The sequence below is a fragment of the Siccibacter colletis genome (genome assembly GCF_025914095.1).
GTDB lineage: Bacteria > Pseudomonadota > Gammaproteobacteria > Enterobacterales > Enterobacteriaceae > Siccibacter > Siccibacter colletis.
This window is the reverse complement of the sequence record NZ_CP074352.1, coordinates 3,946,010-3,967,263: the sequence shown is the minus strand read 5'-3', so window position 1 is coordinate 3,967,263 and position 21,254 is coordinate 3,946,010. Positions and strand designations below refer to the sequence as shown.

Genomic DNA, 21,254 nt, shown 5'->3' with positions numbered 1-21,254 from the left:
TTATTATTCTTTGGCGCCCCCGTTGCGTGTTGACGCTGGTTTTTCGCTGGCGTAACATGCGCGCACGATTACGCTAAGAGGACATTCGCCTTGGACACACCCAGTAGATACTGGCTCAACCTGTCATCCAGGAACAACTCCTAAGGCTATCTCCTCGCGCTGATGGCCTTAGTGGTTGTCAGCGACCTGTTATCCCCTTCTCGTCGCGCTGAGTCAGACTGTCAATGGTCTGAAACCTTACGTTTCTGTGTGCCCACCGAACTGTCCGATAATTTTTTGCATTGGGAGTCCCGGTCATGCTGAGCGCATATCAACTGGAAAAAAACCGTCTTTCACGCCTCGAATCCGATGAGAAGCAGCTTCTCGCTGCCTCCGTATGGGTCGATCTGGTCGAGCCGGACGACAGCGAGCGTCAGTACGTTCAAACCGAGCTGGGTCAGAACCTCGCCACTCGCCCGGAACTGGAAGACATCGAGGCGTCGGCGCGTTTCTTCGAAGACGAAGACGGTTTGCACATTCACTCTTTCTTCTTCTTCGAAGATGCGGAAGGGCACTCCGGTAACTCAACCGTGGCCTTTACCATTCGCGAAGGGCGTCTCTATACCCTGCGCGAGCGCGAACTGCCGGCGTTTCGCCTGTACCGCATGCGCGCCCGCAGCCAGGAGATGATGGACGGCAACGCCTACGAGCTGCTGCTCGACCTGTTTGAAACCAAAATCGAACAGCTGGCGGACGAAATTGAAAACATCTACAGCGATCTGGAAAAGCTGAGCCGCGTCATCATGGAAGGTCATCAGGGCGATGAATATGACGAAGCGCTCTCGACGCTGGCCGAGCTGGAAGACGTGGGCTGGAAGGTGCGTCTGTGCCTGATGGATACCCAGCGCGCCCTGAACTTCCTGGTGCGTAAAGCGCGTATTCCTGGCGGACAGCTTGAGCAGGCGCGTGAGATCCTGCGCGATATCGAATCCCTGCTGCCGCACAACGAATCCCTGTTCCAGAAGGTGAACTTCCTGATGCAGGCGGCGATGGGTTTTATCAACATCGAGCAGAACCGCATCATCAAGATCTTCTCGGTGGTCTCGGTGGTGTTCCTGCCGCCGACGCTGGTGGCCTCCAGCTACGGGATGAACTTCGAGTTTATGCCAGAGCTGAAGTGGAGCTTCGGCTACCCCGGTGCAATCATCCTGATGCTGCTCGCCGGACTGGCGCCGTATCTCTACTTCAAGCGCCGTAACTGGCTGTAAAAACAGGGAGCGAAAGCTCCCTTTGATGTTTTCTGTGCGGCGCTTTTTATCTGATACGCGATCTACGTTGCGTGTATATCGCATCCATCACGAAGACCGCCAGCGCGATCCAGATAAAGGCGAAGGTCACTATCTTATCGGCACCCGGCACTTCGTCGTAGAACAGCACCGCCAGCAGGAACATCAGCGTCGGACCAATGTACTGGAAGAAGCCGAGCGTGGAGAGACGCAGGCGCGTTGCGGCACCGGTGAAGCACAGCAGAGGAATGGTGGTCACCACACCGGCAGCGATCAGCAGCAGGTTGAGCGACATCGGGTTGTTGCCCATGTGGCTGGTCGGGCTGTCGGCGTAGAAGAACAGGTAAAACGCCGCGACCGGCAGCAGCCACAGGGTTTCAAACAGCATACCGACCTGCGCCTCGACGGCGATCTTCTTGCGCACCAGACCATAGAACGCAAAGCTGAAGGCGAGGCCCAGGGCGATGATCGGCAGCGAGCCGAAGGTCCAGAGCTGTACCAGTACGCCGCCCACGGCCAGCAATACCGCGACCCACTGCATACGGCGGAAGCGTTCGCCCAGGAACACCATCCCGAGCAAAATATTCACCAGCGGGTTGATGAAGTAGCCGAGGCTAGCTTCAAGCATATGATGGTTATTCACGGACCAGATAAACAGTAGCCAGTTACCGCCAACCAGTACCGCACTCAGCGCGAGGGCGAACACTTTTTTCGGGGTCTGGAACAGGCGCTTGATCTGCCCCCACTGGCGCGTAATGGCGATCAGCGCCACCATAAAGAAGAACGACCAGATAACGCGGTGGGTCAGGATCTCATCCGCCGGAACGTAGTGAATGAGCTTGAAATAGGCCGGGGCGATACCCCAAATAAAATAAGCGGCCAGCGCGAGTAACACGCCCTGCCGCGTCTGCTTAGCATCCATGAAAACAACTCGTCGTAAAATCGTGGAGGCATCTTATCATTCAGCGCAGATTTACCCTACCTACCCCACCATGTAGGTTGCGGTGGCGCTGGCGATATGGCGCTGCTCTTCATTATGCAGTTCGACGCGGGCCACCGAGACTTTATTCCCGGCGCGCAGCAGCGTGCTGGTTGCGGTGAAGCGCGTACCGCGGCCGGGGCGCAGGTAGTCCACGCGCAGATCGATAGTGCCCATCTTTGACAGGCGCTGACGCAGTTCCTCTTCGGTGATACTCTCGTGGCGCGTCAGCGTACTGCCGACGCACACCAGCCCGGCGGCCACGTCCAGCGCCGAGGCGATCACGCCGCCGTGCAGAATGCTTTGCGCCCAGTTACCCACCATCATCGGCTGGTTACTGAAGGCGAGCTGCGCGAACGCCGGCTCGTAGCGCTCCAGTTCGAGGCCCAGAGCGCGGTTAAACGGCATATGATAGACGAAGATTTCACCGACAAGTTGTAACGCCTGGTCGGCGCTCAGGGTGGTAGACATGGTGCATCCTTAGACCAGCAAACAGCATTGGTTAATAGAATGTTGATTTTATGATTATGATTTGTTGGTTTCCACTTTAAGAAACGATAACCGCGCAGATATGCCGGAAATATGTAGAATAGCTCGCAGTAAATAATAACTACGCAATAATCAGGTTCGGGAGAACATTCAGATGCGTTCGTTTCTGGGTTTTGTAATGGCAGCAATTCTGCTGCCCTGCGCCGCTCTGGCACAGGAAGCCACGATTAAAGAAGTCCATGATGCGCCTGCGGTACGCGGCAGTATCATCGCTAACCTGCTGCAGGAGCACGACAATCCGTTCACGCTCTATCCGTATGAAAGCAACTATCTGCTCTATACCGTCACCAGCGATCTGAATAAAGAAGCTATCGGCTCCTATGACTGGTCAGATAACGCCCGTAAGGACGAAGTTAAATTCCAGTTAAGCCTGGCGTTCCCGTTCTGGCGCGGCATCATGGGGCCGAACTCGGTGCTGGGCGCATCCTATACCCAGAAATCCTGGTGGCAGCTCTCCAACAGCGGCGAATCGTCCCCGTTCCGCGAAACCAACTATGAACCGCAGCTGTTCCTCGGGTTCGCAACGGACTACCGCCTGGCGGGCTGGACGCTGCGCGACGTGGAGTTTGGCTACAACCACGACTCTAACGGTCGCTCAGACCCGACCTCACGCAGCTGGAACCGTCTCTATACCCGCCTGATGGCGCAAAACGGTAACTGGCTGGTGGAAGTGAAGCCGTGGTACGTGATGGGCAGCACCGATGACAACCCGGATATCACGAAGTATATGGGCTACTACCAGCTGAAGCTGGGCTACCAGATTGGCGACGCGATCCTCAGCGCGAAAGGCCAGTACAACTGGAACACCGGCTACGGCGGTGCGGAGCTGGGCCTGAGCTATCCGGTCACAAAACACGTGCGTCTCTATACCCAGGTGTGGAGCGGCTACGGAGAATCGTTAATCGATTACAACTTTAACCAGACACGCGTCGGTGTCGGGGTTATGCTTAACGATCTGTTCTAAAGCATTGCAGTTTCTGACGCAGGCGCTGAAAATAGCGCCTGTTTTATTTTTAGGTAGTGGGGTAAGCGTGGCGCAGGCGGAAGTTATGAATCAGGAATCGCTGGCTCGACAGGTTTTGCAGGAAACCTTCGGCTACCAGCAGTTTCGCCCGGGCCAGGAAACCATCATCAATACCGTGCTCGGCGGGCGCGATTGTCTGGTGGTGATGCCTACCGGCGGCGGTAAGTCACTGTGCTATCAAATCCCGGCGCTGGTCAACGACGGCCTGACGGTGGTGGTATCGCCGCTCATCTCGCTGATGAAAGACCAGGTCGATCAGCTGCTCGCCAACGGCGTGGCGGCGGCCTGCCTCAACTCTACCCAGAGCCGCGACCAGCAGCTTGAGGTGCTGGCCGGCTGCCGTACCGGCCAGGTCCGCTTACTCTATATCGCGCCCGAGCGGTTGATGATGGATAACTTCATCGACCAGCTCAGCCGTTGGCCGCTGGCGATGGTCGCGGTGGATGAGGCGCACTGTATTTCCCAGTGGGGCCACGATTTCCGCCCGGAATATGCCGCGCTGGGCCAGCTGCGCGAGCGCCTGCCGAACGTTCCCTTTATCGCACTGACCGCCACCGCGGACGACACCACGCGTCTCGACATCGTCCGGCTGCTCGGTTTGCACGATCCGCTGATTCAGATCAGCAGCTTCGACCGCCCGAATATCCGCTACATGCTGATGGAGAAGTTTAAGCCGCTCGATCAGCTGATGCGTTACGTTCAGGAGCAGCGCGGTAAATCCGGCATTATCTACTGCAACAGCCGGGCGAAAGTGGAAGACACCGCCGCGCGTCTGCAAAGCAAAGGCATCAGCGCCGGTGCCTATCACGCCGGGCTGGAGCCGCAGGTGCGCGCCGATGTGCAGGAAAAATTCCAGCGCGACGATCTGCAAATTGTGGTGGCAACCGTGGCGTTCGGTATGGGGATCAACAAGCCCAACGTGCGCTTCGTGGTGCACTTCGATATTCCCCGCAACATTGAATCCTACTACCAGGAAACCGGACGCGCCGGGCGCGACGGCCTGCCTGCGGAAGCAATGCTGTTTTACGATCCGGCGGATATGGCCTGGCTGCGCAAATGTCTCGAAGAGAAACAGCCTGGTCCGCTGCAGGATATTGAACGCCACAAGCTCAACGCGATGGGCGCGTTTGCCGAAGCGCAAACCTGCCGCCGTCTGGTGCTGCTTAACTATTTCGGTGAAGGTCGTCAGCAGGCCTGTGGCAACTGCGATGTTTGCCTCGATCCGCCGCGCCGCTACGACGGGCTGGTGGACGCGCAGAAGGCGCTCTCCTGCATCTACCGCGTCGGCCAGCGCTTTGGCATGGGTTATGTCGTGGAAGTGCTGCGCGGTGCGAATAACCAGCGCATCCGCGAGCTGGGCCACGACAAGCTCAAAATTTACGGCGAAGGCCGCGATCACACCACCGAGCACTGGGTGAGCGTCATCCGCCAGCTCATTCACCTGGGCGTAGTGACGCAAAACATCGCTGCGCATTCGGCGCTGCAGCTCACTGAAGCGGCGCGTCCGTTCCTGCGTGGCGAGGCGCCGCTGATGCTGGCCGTGCCGCGCGTCGTGGCGCTGAAACCGCGCGTGGCGCAGAAGTCCTACGGTGGTAATTACGATCGGAAGCTGTTCGCCCGGCTGCGCAAACTGCGCAAGGCCATCGCGGATGAAGAGAATATCCCCCCTTACGTGGTGTTCAACGATGCCACGCTCATTGAGATGGCGGAGCAGATGCCGGTGTCACCGGGTGAAATGCTGGGTATCAACGGCGTCGGCACCCGCAAGCTGGAGCGCTTTGGCCGCGAGTTTATGGCCTGCATCCGCAGCCACGTTGATGGGGACGATGAAGAGTAGCCACGTTGGCCCGAACGTGGCAGGATAGCCCCCTTCACTTTTTTCCGCGAGTCATGTTTATGTTGATGCTGTTCCTGACGGTGGCGATGGTGCATCTCGTTGCCCTGCTGAGCCCCGGCCCCGATTTCTTTTTCGTCTCTCAGACGGCGGTCAGCCGTTCCCGTAAAGAAGCCATGATGGGCGTGCTGGGTATTACCGCAGGCGTCATGATCTGGGCGGGCGTGGCGCTGCTCGGCCTGCACTTAATCCTCGAAAAAATGGCGTGGCTGCACAACATTATTATGGTCGGCGGTGGGCTTTATCTGTGCTGGATGGGCTATCAGATGCTGCGCGGTGCGCTGAAGAAGGGCGAGCCGGCGACCGATGCTCCGGCGGTTGAACTGGCGCACGGCGGACGCAGCTTTGTTAAGGGGCTGCTGACCAATCTGGCGAACCCGAAAGCTATCATCTACTTCGGCAGCGTCTTCTCGCTGTTTGTCGGCGACAGCGTAGGCAGCGCCGAGCGCTGGGGCATCTTTGTGCTGATTGCTGTGGAAACCCTGGCCTGGTTTAGCCTGGTGGCCAGCCTGTTTGCGCTGCCAAAAATGCGTCGCGGCTATCAGCGGCTGGCGAAATGGATCGACGGCGTCGCCGGCGTACTGTTTGCCGGATTTGGTATCCACCTGATTATCTCGCGCTGAACCGCGCACGTTAACGCTGAATCACAACGCCCGCCTGCTGCGGGCGTTGTCGTTTTCATCAGCCGCGATCGTCTTTCGGGCCGAGGAAATAAAAGCCGAACGGCAGCGAGCCGAGAATGGTAAAGACGATGGTATAGATAAAGGTCCAGATGCCCTGCATGATGAACAGTGACACCGGCCAGTTTTCCATCGGCAGGTTGTACTGGTCCTCGACGCCTTCAAACGTCACCGTCGAAATGACGGACCCGGCGATCAAAAAGACAATAACCAGGCAGAGAAGGAATTTCTTTCCTTCCGGGGTGCGTAATTTTTCCCGCATGGGTTCTCCGATAGCTGCACGTCGTTGCGAAGCCGACACTGTATAGCCTGTTGGTCAGAAAATCGACCCGCAATCAGTGAGAACGTGCGGTCGCCAGCAGCGCGCCTATCGCCATAAACAGCGAACCGAACACCCGGTTCAGCGCCTTCATCTGGCGCGGGCCTTTGATCCAGGCCGCAATGCGGGTGGCGAGTGTGGCGTATCCGATCATCACAATGATATCCACCACCACGGTAGTGACGCCCAGCACCACATACTGCATCACCTGCGGCTGCTGCGGGACGATGAACTGCGGGAACAGCGCGGCAAGAAACACGATGCTTTTCGGGTTGGTCAGGTTCACAAACACCGCGCGCTTAAACAGCCGCCCGCGCGACTGGGTATGGGCCAGGGTATTGAGATCGAGCGCGCCAGCTGCGCGCCACTGCTGGATGCCGAGCCAGATAAGGTACGCCGCGCCCGCCCACTTCAGTATTTCAAACGCCAGCAGCGAGCGTGAGAACAGGGTGCCCAGCCCGACGCCCACCAGGACGATATGAATCGCCAGCCCGGTCTGCAACCCGGCGATTGACGCCGCCGCGCCGCGATAGCCGTGACTGATGGCGGTGGTCATGGTGTTAATCGCCCCGGAGCCGGGAGATACGCTTAAAATCACCGAGGTAAGAAGATAGGCAAACCACCAGTCGAGGGTCATGTCTGATTCCTGGATGTACACTTTTATGCCACAATACGCTATTGCTTGTAGTTGTGCTACGAATCACAGAAAAGCGTTTAACTCACGATAATACGGCGCAAATCACCCTATGTTTCAGCACAAATCCGAATGGAAATCGCGGGAGGACGCGTTCGCTGCGTTCACCATGGGGCCGCTGACCGCGTTCTGGCAGCAGCGTGAAGAGGGCGAACTGACGGGCGTAGACGGGATACCGGTGCGCTTCGTGCGTTTCCGTGGCGTCAACAACGATCGGGTGGTGGTGATCTGCCCGGGTCGCATCGAAAGCTACGTGAAGTATGCCGAGCTGGCGTACGATCTCTTCCACTGCGGGTTCGATATTCTGATTATCGATCACCGCGGCCAGGGCCGTTCCGGGCGGATGCTTGATGATACCCACCGCGGTCATGTGGTGAACTTCAGCGACTACGTCGATGACTTTGCCGCCTTCTGGCAGCAGGAAGTGGCTGCCGGGCCGTGGCGTCAGCGTTTTATTCTGGGTCATTCCATGGGCGGTGCTATCGCCACGCTGTTTTTGCAGCGTCAACCGGATGCCTGCGACGCCATTGCGCTCTGCGCGCCGATGTTTGGCATCGTAATGCGTCTGCCAGAGTGGATGGTGCGTCAGATCCTCGACTGGGCGGAGGGCCACCCCCGGGTACGCGACGGTTATGCCATCGGCACCGGTCGCTGGCGAGCGTTGCCGTTCAGCGTCAATATTCTGACCCACAGCCGCCAGCGCTACCGGCGCAATCTGCGCTTCTATGCCGATGAGCCACGGCTGCGCGTGGGCGGGCCGACGTATCACTGGGTGCGCGAAGGCGTGCTGGCCGGGGAGCAGGTGATGGCAGGTGCCACTGCCGTCACGACCCCGATGCTGCTGATTCAGGCCGAAGAGGAGCAGGTAGTGGATAACCGCATGCACGACCGCTTCTGCGAGCTTCGCGCCGCGGCAGGCTACCCGTGTGAGGGGGGTAAACCTTACGTCATAAAAGGCGCATACCATGAGATCCTGTTTGAGAAGGACGCGATGCGTGCAGTTGCACTCCATGCCATTGTCGGGTTTTTTGACCGGCACCGTTAATCTACTGCGGCCCGCCCGCATCGCATTTACTATCAGAGGTTGAATTATTCTTATGTATCAGGTTGTTGCGTCCGATTTAGATGGCACATTGTTATCCCCCGAACATCGCCTTACGCCCTATGCGAAAGAGACGCTGCGCCTGCTGACGTCACGCGGTATCCACTTTGTTTTCGCCACCGGTCGTCACCATGTTGACGTCGGCCAGATCCGCGACAACCTCGAAATCGAAGCCTACATGATCACCTCGAACGGCGCGCGCGTGCACGATACCGCCGGTAATCTGGTCTTCACGCATAACCTCGATCGCGATATCGCCGCTGACCTGTTCGGCATGATGCATAACCACCCGGACATCATTACGAATATCTACCGCGACGACGAGTGGTTCATCAGCCGCCACCGTCCCGATGAGATGCGCTTCTTCCAGGAAGCGGTGTTCCAGTACTCGCTCTATGAGCCGGGCCTGCTGGAGCCGGAAGGGATCAGCAAAGTGTTCTTTACCTGCGATACCCACGAAACGCTGCTGCCGCTGGAGCAGGCGATCAATGCCCGCTGGGGCGACCGCGTTAACGTCAGCTTCTCAACCCTGACCTGCCTGGAAGTGATGGCGGGCGGCGTGTCGAAAGGCCACGCGCTGGAAGCAGTATCCAAAGCAATGGGCTATAACCTCGCGTCCTGCATCGCCTTTGGCGATGGCATGAATGACAAAGAGATGCTGTCGATGGCGGGGAAAGGCTGCATCATGGATAACGCCCATCAGCGCCTGAAGGATCTGCTGCCCGAGCTGGAAGTGATTGGCAGCAACGCCGACGACGCGGTGCCGCGTTACCTGCGTAAGCTGTTCCTCGACTAAACGTCCAGCATGACGAGTGGTTAATGTTAAGCCACTCGTCAACCAAATAGTCGCACGCGTTTATTTTTGCTTCGCTACAATGCCCTCTCATCAACATGAGAGATTCTTGCCGTGGCGCTACTGATCATCACCACCATCCTCTGGGCCTTTTCGTTCAGCCTGATCGGCGAATATCTGGCGGGGCAGGTGGACAGCTATTTTTCCGTTCTGATGCGCGTCGGTCTGGCCGCACTGGTGTTCCTGCCGTTTTTACGCGTTAAAGGCCACAGTCTGAAAACCCTGAGCCTGTATATGCTGGTGGGCGCGATGCAGCTCGGCATCATGTATCTGCTGAGCTTCCAGGCCTATCTCTACCTCACGGTCTCTGAATTCCTGCTGTTTACCGTCCTGACGCCGCTCTATATCACGCTGATTTACGATCTGCTGAGCAAGCGCCGTCTGCGCTGGGGCTATCTGCTGAGCGCCGGGCTGGCGGTGATTGGTGCAGCGATTATTCGCTACGACCAGGTCAGCGACCACTTCTGGATTGGCCTGATTCTGGTGCAGCTGGCAAACATCAGCTTTGCAATCGGCATGGTGGGCTACAAACGCCTGATGGAAACGCATCCGATGCCGCAGCACAGCGCGTTTTCCTGGTTCTACCTCGGGGCGTTTATCATCGCGGCGCTGGCGTGGGTGGTGATGGGCAATCCGCAGAAGCTGCCAACCACTGGCCTGCAATGGGGCATTCTCATCTGGCTGGGTGTGGCGGCTTCAGGTATCGGCTACTTCATGTGGAACTACGGGGCGACGCAAGTTGATGCCGGAACGCTCGGCATCATGAACAATATGCATGTGCCTGCCGGGCTGCTGGTCAACCTCGCCATCTGGCACCAGCAGCCGCACTGGCCGAGCTTTATCCTTGGAGGGGCAGTGATAGTGGCGTCACTGTGGGTCCATCGCCGGTGGGTCGCTCCGCGCTCTTCACAAACGGCAGATGTTCACAGGCGTGATTCCGCGCAAAGCGAATAAACGCTTCTGCAGCCGGCTGACGCTGTTCGCCATCGCGCACCGCCGCGTACAGCCGGCTCCATAAGCCTTCGCCCAGGGTTCGGGTAACCACCAGGCCCTGGCGCTCAAAACTCTCCACCACCCAGTGCGGCAGCGCCGCAATGCCCATGTTCGCCGCCACCATCTGGATCAGCAGCAGGGTGTTATCCACGCTTTTCAGCGACGGGCTGACTCCAGCCGGCTGCAGGAAGTGCCGCCAGATATCGAGCCGGCCACGCTGCACCGGGTAGATCAGCAGCGTCTCACTGGCAAGATCGTCCGGCGTGATGTGCGGGTTCGCCGCCAGCGGATGATCCGGCGCCAGCACCAGCCGCACTTCAAAATCAAACATCGGCGAGTAGTGCAGACCGCTGCGCGGTAGGATGTCTGACGTCAGAACAATATCCAGCTCGCCCTGTTGCAGCGCTGGCTGCGGGTCGAAGGTCACGCCCGATTTAAAGTCCATCTCCACCTGCGGCCACTGGCGGCGGAAATTCTCCAGCGCGGGCGTCAGCCACTGAATACAGCTGTGGCACTCAATGGCGATGCGCAGCCGCGTCTGCTGCGGCTCATGACAGGACTGCAACGCGCGGCTTATCTGCGGCAGAACCTGTTCGGCCAGCTGCAGCAAAATTTCGCCCTGCGGCGTGAAGCGCAAAGGCTGACTCTTGCGCACGAAGAGGCGGAATCCGAGCCGCTGTTCCAGATCGCTGAACTGGTGCGACAGGGCCGACTGGGTCTGATGCAACGTGGCCGCCGCTGCCGCCAGAGAGCCGCAGCTTCGCAGTGCCTGAAGCGTTCGCAGGTGTTTAATCTCGATCATGAAAGTCCTTCACTTCGCCATGAACAATTTGCGCTTGAGGAATATACAGTAACCGCGAATTATAGCGGTGTAAACATCTGGACGTCTAAACCACCGGATTAAACTGAATCCTAAGAGGCAAAACAATGACTATCTATAATCACACCCTCGGTTTCCCCCGCGTCGGCCTGCGTCGCGAACTGAAAAAAGCACAGGAAAGCTACTGGGCGGGTAACAGCACCCGTGAAGAATTACTGGCGGTGGGCCGCGAGCTGCGTGCCCGCCACTGGGAACAGCAAAAACAGGCCGGCATCGACCTGCTGCCGGTGGGCGATTTCGCCTGGTACGATCACGTTCTTACCACCAGCCTGCTGCTGGGCAACATTCCCGCGCGTCACCAGAATAAAGACGGCTCCGTCGATATCGACACCCTGTTCCGCATTGGCCGCGGCCGCGCACCGACCGGCGAACCGGCGGCGGCGGGTGAAATGACCAAATGGTTCAACACCAACTACCACTACATCGTGCCGGAGTTCACCAAAGGCCAGCAGTTCAGCCTGAGCTGGACCCAGCTGCTGGACGAGGTGGACGAAGCGCTGGCGCTCGGCTATCAGGTGAAGCCGGTACTGCTGGGCCCGGTAACGTACCTGTGGCTGGGTAAAGTGAAGGGCGAGCAGTTTGACCGTCTGTCACTGCTGAATGACATTCTGCCGGTGTATCAGCAGGTGATCGCCGAGCTGGCGAAGCGCGGCGTGCAGTGGGTGCAGATTGATGAACCGGCACTGGTACTGGAGCTGCCGCAGGCGTGGCGTGATGCCTTTAAACCGGCGTATGACGCGCTGACAGGCCAGGTAAAACTGCTGCTGACCACCTACTTTGAAGGCGTAACGCCGAATCTTGATACCATCGCTGCACTGCCGGTACAGGGCCTGCACGTGGATCTGGTGCATGGTAAAGACGACGTGGCGCAGCTTCACCAGCGCCTGCCGGCTGACTGGCTGCTTTCGGCTGGCGTGGTTAACGGGCGTAACGTCTGGCGCGCCGATCTGACGGAAAAATATGCTCAGCTCCAGGCCATCGTCGGCAAACGTGAATTGTGGATCGGGTCATCCTGCTCGCTGCTGCACAGCCCGATTGACCTGAGCGTTGAGACGCGTCTGGATGCCGAAGTAAAAAGCTGGTTCGCCTTTGCGCTGCAAAAATGTGAGGAGCTGGCGCTGCTGCGTGATGCCCTGAATAGCGGCGATACCGCCAAAATCACTGCGTGGAGCGCCCCGATTCAGGCACGTCGCCACTCCAGCCGCGTCCACAACCCAGCGGTGGAGCAGCGTCTGGCAGCCATCACGGCCAAAGACAGCCAGCGCCAGAGCGACTACCAGCAGCGTGCCGCCGCCCAGCGCGAACGTTTCAACCTGCCGGCATGGCCGACCACCACTATCGGTTCCTTCCCGCAGACCACTGAGATCCGCGGCCTGCGTCTGGACTTCAAAAAAGGTAACCTCGACGCCAGCAACTACCGCACCGGCATCGCGGAGCACATCAAGCAGGCCATCGTTGAGCAGGAGCGCCTGGGGCTGGACGTGCTGGTTCACGGTGAAGCCGAGCGTAACGACATGGTGGAATACTTCGGCGAGCACCTCGACGGCTTCGTGTTCACCCAGAACGGCTGGGTGCAGAGCTACGGTTCCCGCTGCGTGAAGCCGCCGGTGGTGATTGGCGACATCAGCCGCCCGGAAGCGATCACCGTTGAGTGGGCAAAGTACGCCCAGTCCCTGACCGACAAACCGGTCAAAGGCATGCTGACCGGGCCGGTCACCATCCTCTGCTGGTCGTTCCCGCGCGAGGACGTCTCCCGCGAAACCATCGCCCGACAGATTGCCCTGGCGCTGCGCGACGAAGTCCAGGATCTGGAAGCGGCAGGTATCGGCATCATCCAGATTGATGAGCCAGCGCTGCGCGAAGGGCTGCCGCTGCGTCGCAGCGACTGGGATGCCTATCTGAAGTGGGGCGTGGAAGCATTCCGTATCAATGCTGCCGTGGTGCGCGACGATACCCAGATCCACACCCACATGTGTTACTGCGAGTTCAACGACATCATGGGTTCCATTGCTGCGCTGGATGCGGACGTAATCACCATTGAAACCTCGCGTTCCGACATGGAGCTGCTGGAATCGTTTGAGGAGTTCGAATACCCGAACGAAATCGGACCGGGGGTGTATGACATTCACTCGCCGAACGTACCGAGCGTGGAGTGGATTGAAGCCCTACTGCAAAAAGCGGCGCAGCGTATCCCGGCGGAGCGTCTGTGGGTGAACCCGGACTGCGGCCTGAAAACCCGCGGCTGGCCGGAAACCCGCGCCGCGCTGGCGAACATGGTGAAAGCCGCGCAGAACCTGCGCACGGCGTAATAACCTGAGCGCGCCAGGGATGGCGCGGCAGTTAACCCGGCAACGGGCAGGGTAGGTGCGCAATGTACCTGCCCTGGAGTCGTACCGGGCTGGCTGTACCCACCCACCGTAACCCATCTAACCCTGAATCTGTTACTCCCGCCCGAACCACTGATTTTTTTTCTGCTTCATCACGGCGAACTGCTTTGGCGTCGGCGGCCGGTCGCTTATCACGAAATCAAAATCCCCCACGCTGCCATTCTGGCAGATAGCGCTGCGACCAAACTTGGTGCTGTCCACCACCAGCACGCTCACTGCCGCACTGGCGACCAGCGCCTGACGCGCCGCGACCTCATCATCGTTATAGTCATACAGCTCACCCGCCTCGCCGATCCCCCCTACCGACACCACCCCGGCGTCCACCCGGTAACGGCTAAAAAAGGACTGGGCATCGCTGCCGATCACGTCCAGGTCGCGTTTGCGCACGCGTCCGCCCGCCACCGTCAGCTCGCAGGTGGCGAGACGACTCAGCGCGTCGGCGGCATGCAGGTTATTGGTAAACACCGCCAGCCGGGTTTCCGACGGTAGCGCCCGGGCCACCATCTCCACCGTAGTGCCGGTGCCAAGAAAGCAGCTCATGTAGTTCCCCAGCAGCACCGCCGTGCGCTCGCCGATCCAGCGCTTGCCCTGAATGTTGACGATCTCCCGCTGCTGATAGCCGATGTTTTCGCGGGCGAAAGGGGCCACCATGCCATGACGCCGCAGCAGCAGGCCGCCAGCGGTCAGCATTCGCAGATCGCTGCGCACGGTTTGCAGCGAGACACCAAAGTGCTGCGCCAGTTGCTCAATACTGCTCTCGCCATGCGCCGTCACCAGTTCGACGATCGCCGTGCGGCGGGATTCAGGGGTCATTGTTCGCTCCTCGTGGCACCCTTTTTTCGTCATCCTGACACGCGAATGTGAAAATATTACTACGAAAAAAACTGGTCATATTTTTGTCAGATTCCCCTGTTTTAATCATCACAACGAAAACAGAGGGGATACACTATGAGTAAGCACCTTGCGTTGGCCGCCGTTGTCATGACTGCATTAAGCGCACCGGCTTTCGCCGCATCCACACTGACGCTCTACACCAGCCAGCCGAACGAAGACGCGCAGATGACCGTCAGCGCATTTGAAAAAGCGCATCCGGACATCGAAGTGAAGTGGATCCGCGACGGCACCACCAAGCTCACCGCGCGCCTGCAGGCTGAACTCGCCGCAGGCGGTGCCGCCCCGGACGTGCTGCTGATCGCCGACAGCGTCACGATGGAATCCCTCAAAAAGCAGGATTTACTGACGGCGTATCGCTCTCCCGAGGCCAGCCGCTACGATGCCCAACTGTTCGACCCGCAGGGCTACTACTACGGCACCAAGCTCATCACCACCGGCATCGCGTATCACACCCGAGCGCCGGTGAAGCCCGCCTCCTGGCAGGATCTGCTGAAGCCTGAACTGAAAAACATGACCACGCTGCCAAGCCCGCTTTACTCCGGTGCGGCGCAGATCCACATGGCGACGCTGATGAACGATCCGCAGCTTGGTTTTGCCTGGTACCAGAAGCTGAAAGCCAACGGCGCGATGCCGCAGAGCGGTAACGGCGGCGTGATGAGCGCGATTACCTCCGGCAGCAAAGCCTACGGCGTGCTGGTGGATTACATGGCGATCCGCGAGAAAGCGAAGGGCGCACCGATTGATTTCGTGTTCCCGAAAGAGGGCGTCAGCATTGTTACCGAGCCGGTAGCGATGATGAAAAACGCGAAGAATCCCGAAGGTGCGAAAGCGTTTATCGACTTCGTACTGTCGGATGAAGGCCAGCGGCTGGTGCTCAAGCAGGGTTATCTGCCTGCCGATCCGAAGCTGCCAGCCCCGCAGGGCTTCCCGGCACGCGACAGCATCAAACTCATGCCGTTCGACCCGGCGAAAGCGCTGGCGGATACCGACGCCAACAAAAAACGCTTCGCCGATCTGTTTGGAAACCGCTAGTTGATGACCAGCATGACCCTCCGTCAACCTGCCAGCAGCGGCCCGCCGAAAGGGCTGCTCTGGCTGTTACTCGTCCTGGTCGCGCTGCTCAGTCTGCTGCCGAGCCTGCGACTGCTGGTCTCGGCTCTGCTTGACTGGCAGCAGGGTAGTAACAGCAGTCTCGGGCGCGTCCTGAGCAACCCGGCGACCTGGACGGCGCTCTACAATAGCCTCTACACCAGCGGGCTGGGAACGCTACTCTCCCTGCTGCTGGGCGGCCTGTTTGCCTTCTGCCTCGCGCTCACCAACATCCGGCTCAAGCGGACATGGGTATTTCTGTTTATGCTGCCGATGATGATCCCGCCGCAGGTGACCGCCCTGAGCTGGCTGCAGCTCTTCGGCCCGAGCAGTATCGTGCTGACCAGCCTCGGCATCGCACCGTCGTTCGGTAGTACCAATCCCCTTTATTCTGCCGAAGGCATCGCCCTGCTGCTGGGCATTCAGCACGCGCCGCTGGTGTTCCTGGCGCTGCGCACCCAGCTCCAGTGCCTGCCGAAAGAGCAGATCGAAGCCGCACGGCTCAACGGTGCCTCGCTGTGGCGCGTGTTTATCGACATCGTGCTGCCGCTGTGCCGCACTGCGCTCTGGGCCGGCGCGGCTATCGCGTTTGTCTCCGCGCTGGGCAACTTTGGTATTCCGGCGATGCTCGGCATTCCCATCTCTTATTTTGTCTTGCCGATTCAGATCTACCAGTCGCTGTCGAGCTTCGGACCGTCCATGCTGAGTGACGTCGCGGCGCTGTCGGTGCTGATGGGCGTGCTGGCAATCGGCATCGTGTCGCTGCAGGGCTACTTACAGCGTCGCCACACGCTGCCGCTGATTGGCATGGCTGGCCGGGCGCTCGATTTTCAGCTGGGAAAATGGCGGCTGGTGACTGAGCTGCTGCTCGGCACGTTGCTGTTCGCCATCCTGGTGGCACCGCTGCTGGCGCTGATCACCACCTCGCTGGTACCGACGCTGGGCGTGCCGCTGAATGCGCAGACCCTGACGTTTAACGCCTACCACGCGATGCTGGAGAGCGGGAGTGCCACCTGGCGGGCGCTGAGCAACAGCCTGCTGCTCTCGGTATCGGCGGCGCTGGTTCTGATGCTGCTGAGCCTGCCGCTGGCATGGCTGCTGGTGCGGTTTCCGACGCACCCACTGCGCTGGCTGCACAGCGCCATCGATATTCCCTACACCCTGCCGGGCGTGGTGCTGGCGATCGCCTGCATTCTGCTGTTTGCCCGCCCGCTGCCGCTGATCGGCATCAGCCTGAGCGGCACGCTGCTGATTATCTTCTTCGCCTATCTGGCGCGCTTTCTCACCGTCTGCCTGAAGCCGCTGCACAACAGCATGCTGCAGCTCGATCCGGCGATGGAAGAGGCTGCCAGCCTGGCGGGCGCTAACTTCTCTCAGCGCCTGCGCCACATTGTGCTGCCGCTGCTGGCTCCCGCCGCGTTCGCCGGTGCGCTGCTGGTGTTCCTTACCGCCGTCAATGAGCTGACCGTGTCGGCGCTGCTGTGGAGCGCGGGCAAAGAGACGCTTGGCGTGGTGATTTTCAACCTTGATGAGAGCGGCGATAAGGTGCTGGCCTCCGCCATTTCAGTACTGGTGGTGGCCCTCGTGGCGCTGGTGATGTTGATGTTAAGCGGTCTTGGCCGCTATCTACCCAAAGGAGTTATTCCGTGGCAGAACTGAAACTGGAGCGCCTGAGCAAGACCTTCGGCGACCAGACCGTGGTGCGCGATCTCAGCCTGACCATTCCTGAAGGCGCGTTTACCGCGCTGCTCGGGCCGAGCGGCTGCGGCAAAACCACCACGCTGCGTATTCTGGCCGGGCTGGAGCGCCTGTCGCAGGGACGCCTGATGCTGGGCGACCGGCTGCTGGCCGACGCTACCACCCACCTGCCGCCGGAAGCGCGCAACATGGGCATGGTGTTCCAGTCCTACGCATTGTGGCCGCACATGACGGTGGCAGAGAACGTGGGCTACCCGCTGAAGTTAAAAAAGGTAAACGGCGCGGCGCGACGTAAGCAGGTGATTGACGCTCTGGAGGTGGTTGAGCTGGCGGCGTATGCCGATCGCTCACCGCAGGCGTTGAGCGGCGGTCAGCGTCAGCGCGTGGCGCTGGCCCGCTGCCTGGTCTCTGAGCCTCAGGTGGTGCTGCTGGATGAGCCGCTGGCGAATCTCGACCGGCACCTGCGCGCCACCATGGAGCAGACCTTTCGCGAATTTCACCGCCGTACCGGCGCGACGTTCGTCTACGTCACTCACGACCAGGCCGAAGCGATGGCGCTGGCCAGCCACATTGCAGTGATGCACCGCGGCGAGCTGATGCAGTGGGGCACCCCACAGACGCTGTACCAGCATCCGCATAACGCCTGGGTCGCGGGCTTCATCGGTAAAGGCAGCGTGCTGTCGCTGGCGACCGGCTCGCCGGATCGTCACCTTGACGGCGGGCAGCTGCATCGCGGGCTGAGCAGCAGCGAAACGGCGCGTCAGCCGGTGCTGGTGCGCCCGGAGCATGTCGGTATTGCTGACGACGGCATTACCGCCACCGTGGAGAGCTGCATCTATCAGGGGGAGCGCTACCTGCTGGCGCTGCGCCTGGCGGACGGGCAACGCCTGACGGCGTTCCATCACCTGCCGCTGCGCGAACAGCAGACCATCGCGGTACGCCTGCATCAGGGCTGGCGACTGGAGGCGGCGTGACCACGCAGATTGAGATTATCAGCGGGCAGCAGCACAAAGCGCCCGCCGCCATTCTGGTGACCACTCCCACCCAGCGTATTTTGCTGGATGCCGGCGGTTCGCTGGAGCCGGACGCGGAGGCGTGGCCGGTTCCGGATCGTCTGGATGCGGTATTGCTCAGCCACGATCATGTCGATCATATCGCCGGGCTGGCCCATGTTCCTGCGTCAGTGCCGATCTACTGCAGCGCGGTAACGGCCCGGGCGCTGCCGCCGGGGAGGAACGTGCATCCCGTGGCGGTGCGCGGCGCCTTTTCCCTGGGCGACCTGACGGTCACCACCGGGAGCAGCGGTCACGCCTGGGGCGGTATCTGGTTTCACCTGAATGTGCCCGGAGGCGTGTTTTACAGCGGTGACATCAGCCTGGAGTCGGCGCTGTTTCATTTCGATGCCCCGCCGCCGGCCGCGCTGGCGCTGGTGGATGCCTCTTACGGCCTGTACGACACGCCGCAGCCTCAACAGCTTGATGCCCTGTGGCCGCACCTGGAGCAGCCGGTGCTCTGCCCGGTTCCCCCCTCCGGGCGGGCAATAGAGATGGCGCTGCTACTGGCGCGCCGTGGTGTGCGCAATGTGGTGATGGACGATGCCTGCCGGACCATGCTGGCGCTGATGGCCGAGCATAACGACGGCAGTCTGAACCCCGGCGTGGAGCATGAGCTGCGCCTGCTGCTGGCTGCGCTGCCACCGTTTTATACCGATGCGCCGGTCATTCTGGCCGCCGATCCGGACGGACAGCAGGGTGTGGCCGGGGAACTGCGCCGCCGCGCTGATTTCCGCCATCGCACCCTGTTTACCGGACATATGAATCATTACGCCCGCGAGCAGCACCGGATGGGCGAGGTCGATTTTTGCCGCTGGAACGTCCACCCCACCCGACGCTGTCTGCAAAGGCTGGCGGCAATGCTGGCGTGTCACCAGCTGGTGCCGCTGTTTACGCCAATTGATGACGCTGCACGCTGGCAGCATACGCTGGGCTGCGACATCGTCACCCGGCCCGGTTTCAGGATGGAAACATGACGCTACTGCCAAAACCCTTTGTTTTTGTTCGTCACGGCGAAACGCCGCTCAACCGCGATCGCCTGATTGGCGGGCGCACCGACGTGCCGCTCTCGGCGCGGGGCGAAGATCAGGCCCAACACGCGTCGGCGCTGCTGGCGCAGCGTCGCTGGAGCCTGGTTGCCGTCAGTCCGCAGCAGCGCGCGCGTCGTACCGCCGAACTGGCGTTGCCCGGCGCGGCGATGACCATTGTGCCTGACCTGCGCGAGCGCGACTGGGGCGATCTGGAGTGCCGTCCGCTCAGCGAACAAACCCCGTATGAAGTGACGCCGCCGAACGGCGAAGCCTGGCTGCCTTTCTGCACCCGCGTGACGGACGCGCTGAATGCGCTGCTGGCCGACTACGATACGCCGTTAGTGATCGCGCACTCTGGCGTGTTCCGCGTGATCCGCCTGCTGGCAACCGGCACGCCCCACGGCGAACGGGTCGGCAACGTCGCCCCGCTGTGGATCCTGCCCGGCGCCTCCCCTGACGACTGGAAAATTATTCCCCTGGAGAAGATGAATGCATTCTGAACACTGTGTGATTGTGGATATCGACGGCACGCTGGCTGAATTTGATGCTGAAGCGGTGCGCGAGTGGGTGTTAGGCCCGGAGAAGCAGTGGCAGCCGTTCTTTGAGCACATGGCGGAGGCGCAGCCCTGCGAGGCTATCAGCCGGCTCGTAGGCATTCTGAGCGCTCAGCAGCAGAAGATCGTGCTGTGCAGCGGACGCCCCGCCGCTTTTCGTCGCCATACCGAGACGTGGCTTGAGCGTCATGGCATTCCGTTCGACGCGCTCTATCTGCGCCCGGATGGGGAAGATACGCTGCCGGATGAAGTGGTGAAACAGGCGCTGCTGCGCCAGATAAAAGCGGACGGCTATACGCCGTGGCTGGTGATTGACGATCGCCAGGCGGTAGTGGATTTCTGGCGCGCGGAAGGGCTGACCTGTCTGCAGTGCGCACCGGGCGATTTTTAAGCCGCCCGGCGGCGGGAGCTTAGCCTTTCTTATTACCGTACTGCGCGAACCAGGCCAGCATACGCTGCCAGCCATCTTTCGCAGAGGCTTCGTGATAGCTCGGACGGTAATCCGCATTGAACGCATGACCGGCGTCCGGGTAGACGACAATCTCGGTTTTGTCGGCATTGGCAGCGCGAAGCGCCTGGCGCATGATTTCCACGCTCTCCAGCGGTATACCGGTATCCTGCGCGCCGTACAAACCGAGCACCGGAGCGGTGAGTTCGGTCGCAATATCCACCGGGTGGGTTGGCGAGTTCAGGGTTTTGTCTCCCACCAGCTTGCCGTACCAGGCCACCGCGGCCTTCAGCTGCGGGTTATGCGCCGCGTACAGCCAGGCGATGCGTCCGCCCCAGCAGAAACCGGTCACCATTAAACGATGGGCATCGCCGCCGTTGCGACCCGCCCAGTTAGCGACATGATCGAGATCCGCCAGCACCTGCGCGTCCGGCACCTTTGACACAAGGTTGCTCAGCAGCGCCTGAATATCGGTGTATTCACTGGCATCGCCCTGACGGAAATAGAGCTCCGGCGCCACGGCGAGATAGCCTTCCAGCGCCAGACGGCGGCAGATATCGCGGATATGCTCGTGAACGCCAAAAATTTCCTGAATAACAATCACAACCGGCAGCGGCCCGCTTACTTCTTTTGGACGCGCATGCCAGGCCGGCATGTTATCGCCCTGGGTCGGAATGGTGGTTTCGCCCGCGTGAATCGCGTTGTCGGGGGTCTGAATGGTCGTTTCCGCGACCGGTGTCACCGCACTGGCGAATCCCGGCTTATTATTGGTTGTGCTGTCAGTCGTCATGGCAGTCTCCGTACCCGTTAGTAGCGCATTCAAATAACTATAGACTGCACGTTACCAAATCACAGCGCCGGGAAAAGGG

At 60.2% G+C, this 21,254-nt stretch carries 22 protein-coding genes; 15 read left to right on the top strand and 7 right to left on the bottom strand.

The features are described from left to right. Positions 1–90 precede the first annotated feature (90 nt). Complete coding sequence (gene ysgD / locus KFZ77_RS18950; protein WP_219927035.1) at positions 91–144, top strand: YsgD/CorL family protein; 54 nt, start codon at positions 91–93, stop codon at positions 142–144. 152 nt (positions 145–296) lie between these two features. Continuing rightward, a complete protein-coding gene (gene corA / locus KFZ77_RS18945) occupies positions 297–1,247 on the top strand; it encodes a magnesium/cobalt transporter CorA (RefSeq protein WP_031523730.1) in 951 nt (316 codons plus the stop codon). Positions 1,248–1,293: 46 nt separating this feature from the next. On the opposite strand, the gene rarD is transcribed toward corA, so the two are convergent. Both rarD and yigI read right to left on the bottom strand, forming a co-directional pair. Further along, complete coding sequence (gene rarD / locus KFZ77_RS18940; protein ID WP_264385070.1) at positions 1,294–2,187, bottom strand: EamA family transporter RarD; 894 nt, start codon at positions 2,185–2,187, stop codon at positions 1,294–1,296. Positions 2,188–2,247: 60 nt separating this feature from the next. Continuing rightward, positions 2,248–2,715, bottom strand: a complete 468-nt coding sequence (gene yigI / locus KFZ77_RS18935; protein WP_264385069.1) for an acyl-CoA thioesterase YigI — start codon at positions 2,713–2,715, stop codon at positions 2,248–2,250. 172 nt (positions 2,716–2,887) lie between these two features. On the opposite strand from yigI, the gene pldA reads away from it, so the two are divergent. From pldA to rhtC, 3 genes are all read left to right on the top strand, one after another. Next, positions 2,888–3,757, top strand: coding sequence for a phospholipase A (gene pldA / locus KFZ77_RS18930; RefSeq protein WP_264385068.1), 870 nt, complete (start codon positions 2,888–2,890; stop codon positions 3,755–3,757). 67 nt (positions 3,758–3,824) lie between these two features. After that, the gene (gene recQ, locus KFZ77_RS18925) at positions 3,825–5,654 is read left to right on the top strand and encodes an ATP-dependent DNA helicase RecQ (RefSeq protein ID WP_264385067.1); all 1,830 of its coding nucleotides are present in this window, start codon (positions 3,825–3,827) and stop codon (positions 5,652–5,654) included. 59 nt (positions 5,655–5,713) lie between these two features. Next, positions 5,714–6,334 carry a threonine export protein RhtC gene (gene rhtC, locus KFZ77_RS18920; RefSeq protein ID WP_264385066.1) on the top strand — a complete coding sequence of 207 codons (621 nt, stop codon included), beginning with the start codon at positions 5,714–5,716 and terminating at the stop codon, positions 6,332–6,334. Positions 6,335–6,392: 58 nt separating this feature from the next. On the opposite strand, the gene KFZ77_RS18915 is transcribed toward rhtC, so the two are convergent. Both KFZ77_RS18915 and rhtB read right to left on the bottom strand, forming a co-directional pair. Continuing rightward, a complete protein-coding gene (locus tag KFZ77_RS18915; RefSeq protein WP_264385065.1) occupies positions 6,393–6,653 on the bottom strand; it encodes a DUF2534 family protein in 261 nt (86 codons plus the stop codon). Positions 6,654–6,726: 73 nt separating this feature from the next. Further along, positions 6,727–7,347, bottom strand: coding sequence for a homoserine/homoserine lactone efflux protein (rhtB, locus tag KFZ77_RS18910; RefSeq protein ID WP_031523718.1), 621 nt, complete (start codon positions 7,345–7,347; stop codon positions 6,727–6,729). A 109-nt stretch (positions 7,348–7,456) separates the two neighbouring features. On the opposite strand from rhtB, the gene pldB reads away from it, so the two are divergent. The 3 genes from pldB (at position 7,457) to KFZ77_RS18895 (ending at position 10,313) form a co-directional block, all read left to right on the top strand. Next, a complete protein-coding gene (pldB, locus tag KFZ77_RS18905; protein WP_264385064.1) occupies positions 7,457–8,449 on the top strand; it encodes a lysophospholipase L2 in 993 nt (330 codons plus the stop codon). A 52-nt stretch (positions 8,450–8,501) separates the two neighbouring features. After that, positions 8,502–9,302, top strand: a complete 801-nt coding sequence (gene yigL / locus KFZ77_RS18900; RefSeq protein ID WP_264385063.1) for a sugar/pyridoxal phosphate phosphatase YigL — start codon at positions 8,502–8,504, stop codon at positions 9,300–9,302. Positions 9,303–9,413: 111 nt separating this feature from the next. Next, the gene (locus tag KFZ77_RS18895) at positions 9,414–10,313 is read left to right on the top strand and encodes a carboxylate/amino acid/amine transporter (RefSeq protein ID WP_264385062.1); all 900 of its coding nucleotides are present in this window, start codon (positions 9,414–9,416) and stop codon (positions 10,311–10,313) included. On the opposite strand, the gene metR is transcribed toward KFZ77_RS18895, so the two are convergent. Beyond that, entirely contained in the window at positions 10,198–11,154 is a 957-nt protein-coding gene (gene metR / locus KFZ77_RS18890) for an HTH-type transcriptional regulator MetR (RefSeq protein ID WP_072002047.1), read from the bottom strand. The genes KFZ77_RS18895 and metR overlap by 116 nt on opposite strands. 125 nt (positions 11,155–11,279) lie before the next feature. On the opposite strand from metR, the gene metE reads away from it, so the two are divergent. Further along, positions 11,280–13,541, top strand: coding sequence for a 5-methyltetrahydropteroyltriglutamate--homocysteine S-methyltransferase (gene metE, locus KFZ77_RS18885; RefSeq protein WP_264385061.1), 2,262 nt, complete (start codon positions 11,280–11,282; stop codon positions 13,539–13,541). 132 nt (positions 13,542–13,673) lie between these two features. Here metE and KFZ77_RS18880 read toward each other — a convergent pair whose 3' ends face one another. After that, the gene (locus KFZ77_RS18880) at positions 13,674–14,432 is read right to left on the bottom strand and encodes a DeoR/GlpR family DNA-binding transcription regulator (RefSeq protein ID WP_264385060.1); all 759 of its coding nucleotides are present in this window, start codon (positions 14,430–14,432) and stop codon (positions 13,674–13,676) included. A 135-nt stretch (positions 14,433–14,567) separates the two neighbouring features. Here KFZ77_RS18880 and KFZ77_RS18875 point away from each other — a divergent pair, with 135 nt between their 5' ends. The 6 genes from KFZ77_RS18875 to KFZ77_RS18850 are packed head-to-tail and all read left to right on the top strand — an operon-like array spanning position 14,568 to position 20,328. Beyond that, positions 14,568–15,545 carry an ABC transporter substrate-binding protein gene (locus tag KFZ77_RS18875; RefSeq protein WP_264385059.1) on the top strand — a complete coding sequence of 326 codons (978 nt, stop codon included), beginning with the start codon at positions 14,568–14,570 and terminating at the stop codon, positions 15,543–15,545. A 12-nt stretch (positions 15,546–15,557) separates the two neighbouring features. Next, positions 15,558–17,261: an ABC transporter permease gene (locus tag KFZ77_RS18870; RefSeq protein ID WP_264385058.1), complete on the top strand. Its 1,704-nt coding sequence runs from the start codon at positions 15,558–15,560 to the stop codon at positions 17,259–17,261. After that, positions 17,249–18,274, top strand: coding sequence for an ABC transporter ATP-binding protein (locus KFZ77_RS18865; protein ID WP_031523701.1), 1,026 nt, complete (start codon positions 17,249–17,251; stop codon positions 18,272–18,274). Before KFZ77_RS18870 ends, KFZ77_RS18865 begins: the two co-directional genes overlap by 13 nt. Then, the gene (locus tag KFZ77_RS18860; protein WP_264385057.1) at positions 18,271–19,329 is read left to right on the top strand and encodes an MBL fold metallo-hydrolase; all 1,059 of its coding nucleotides are present in this window, start codon (positions 18,271–18,273) and stop codon (positions 19,327–19,329) included. Before KFZ77_RS18865 ends, KFZ77_RS18860 begins: the two co-directional genes overlap by 4 nt. Further along, positions 19,326–19,883 carry a histidine phosphatase family protein gene (locus KFZ77_RS18855; RefSeq protein WP_264385056.1) on the top strand — a complete coding sequence of 186 codons (558 nt, stop codon included), beginning with the start codon at positions 19,326–19,328 and terminating at the stop codon, positions 19,881–19,883. Before KFZ77_RS18860 ends, KFZ77_RS18855 begins: the two co-directional genes overlap by 4 nt. Further along, positions 19,873–20,328, top strand: coding sequence for a phosphatase domain-containing protein (locus KFZ77_RS18850; RefSeq protein ID WP_031523695.1), 456 nt, complete (start codon positions 19,873–19,875; stop codon positions 20,326–20,328). The genes KFZ77_RS18855 and KFZ77_RS18850 overlap by 11 nt, the downstream gene beginning before the upstream one ends. Positions 20,329–20,347: 19 nt before the next feature. Here KFZ77_RS18850 and KFZ77_RS18845 read toward each other — a convergent pair whose 3' ends face one another. After that, positions 20,348–21,175: a dienelactone hydrolase family protein gene (locus KFZ77_RS18845; protein WP_264385055.1), complete on the bottom strand. Its 828-nt coding sequence runs from the start codon at positions 21,173–21,175 to the stop codon at positions 20,348–20,350. Positions 21,176–21,254 lie beyond the last annotated feature (79 nt).

Coding starts and splice junctions, on each gene's coding strand:
- corA (WP_031523730.1), top strand. CDS start 297: ATGCTGAGCGCATATCAACTGGAAAAAAACCGTCTTTCACGCCTCGAA.
- rarD (WP_264385070.1), bottom strand. CDS start 2,187: ATGGATGCTAAGCAGACGCGGCAGGGCGTGTTACTCGCGCTGGCCGCT.
- yigI (WP_264385069.1), bottom strand. CDS start 2,715: ATGTCTACCACCCTGAGCGCCGACCAGGCGTTACAACTTGTCGGTGAA.
- pldA (WP_264385068.1), top strand. CDS start 2,888: ATGCGTTCGTTTCTGGGTTTTGTAATGGCAGCAATTCTGCTGCCCTGC.
- rhtC (WP_264385066.1), top strand. CDS start 5,714: ATGTTGATGCTGTTCCTGACGGTGGCGATGGTGCATCTCGTTGCCCTG.
- KFZ77_RS18915 (WP_264385065.1), bottom strand. CDS start 6,653: ATGCGGGAAAAATTACGCACCCCGGAAGGAAAGAAATTCCTTCTCTGC.
- rhtB (WP_031523718.1), bottom strand. CDS start 7,347: ATGACCCTCGACTGGTGGTTTGCCTATCTTCTTACCTCGGTGATTTTA.
- pldB (WP_264385064.1), top strand. CDS start 7,457: ATGTTTCAGCACAAATCCGAATGGAAATCGCGGGAGGACGCGTTCGCT.
- yigL (WP_264385063.1), top strand. CDS start 8,502: ATGTATCAGGTTGTTGCGTCCGATTTAGATGGCACATTGTTATCCCCC.
- metR (WP_072002047.1), bottom strand. CDS start 11,154: ATGATCGAGATTAAACACCTGCGAACGCTTCAGGCACTGCGAAGCTGC.
- metE (WP_264385061.1), top strand. CDS start 11,280: ATGACTATCTATAATCACACCCTCGGTTTCCCCCGCGTCGGCCTGCGT.
- KFZ77_RS18880 (WP_264385060.1), bottom strand. CDS start 14,432: ATGACCCCTGAATCCCGCCGCACGGCGATCGTCGAACTGGTGACGGCG.
- KFZ77_RS18875 (WP_264385059.1), top strand. CDS start 14,568: ATGAGTAAGCACCTTGCGTTGGCCGCCGTTGTCATGACTGCATTAAGC.
- KFZ77_RS18870 (WP_264385058.1), top strand. CDS start 15,558: ATGACCCTCCGTCAACCTGCCAGCAGCGGCCCGCCGAAAGGGCTGCTC.
- KFZ77_RS18855 (WP_264385056.1), top strand. CDS start 19,326: ATGACGCTACTGCCAAAACCCTTTGTTTTTGTTCGTCACGGCGAAACG.
- KFZ77_RS18850 (WP_031523695.1), top strand. CDS start 19,873: ATGCATTCTGAACACTGTGTGATTGTGGATATCGACGGCACGCTGGCT.
- KFZ77_RS18845 (WP_264385055.1), bottom strand. CDS start 21,175: ATGACGACTGACAGCACAACCAATAATAAGCCGGGATTCGCCAGTGCG.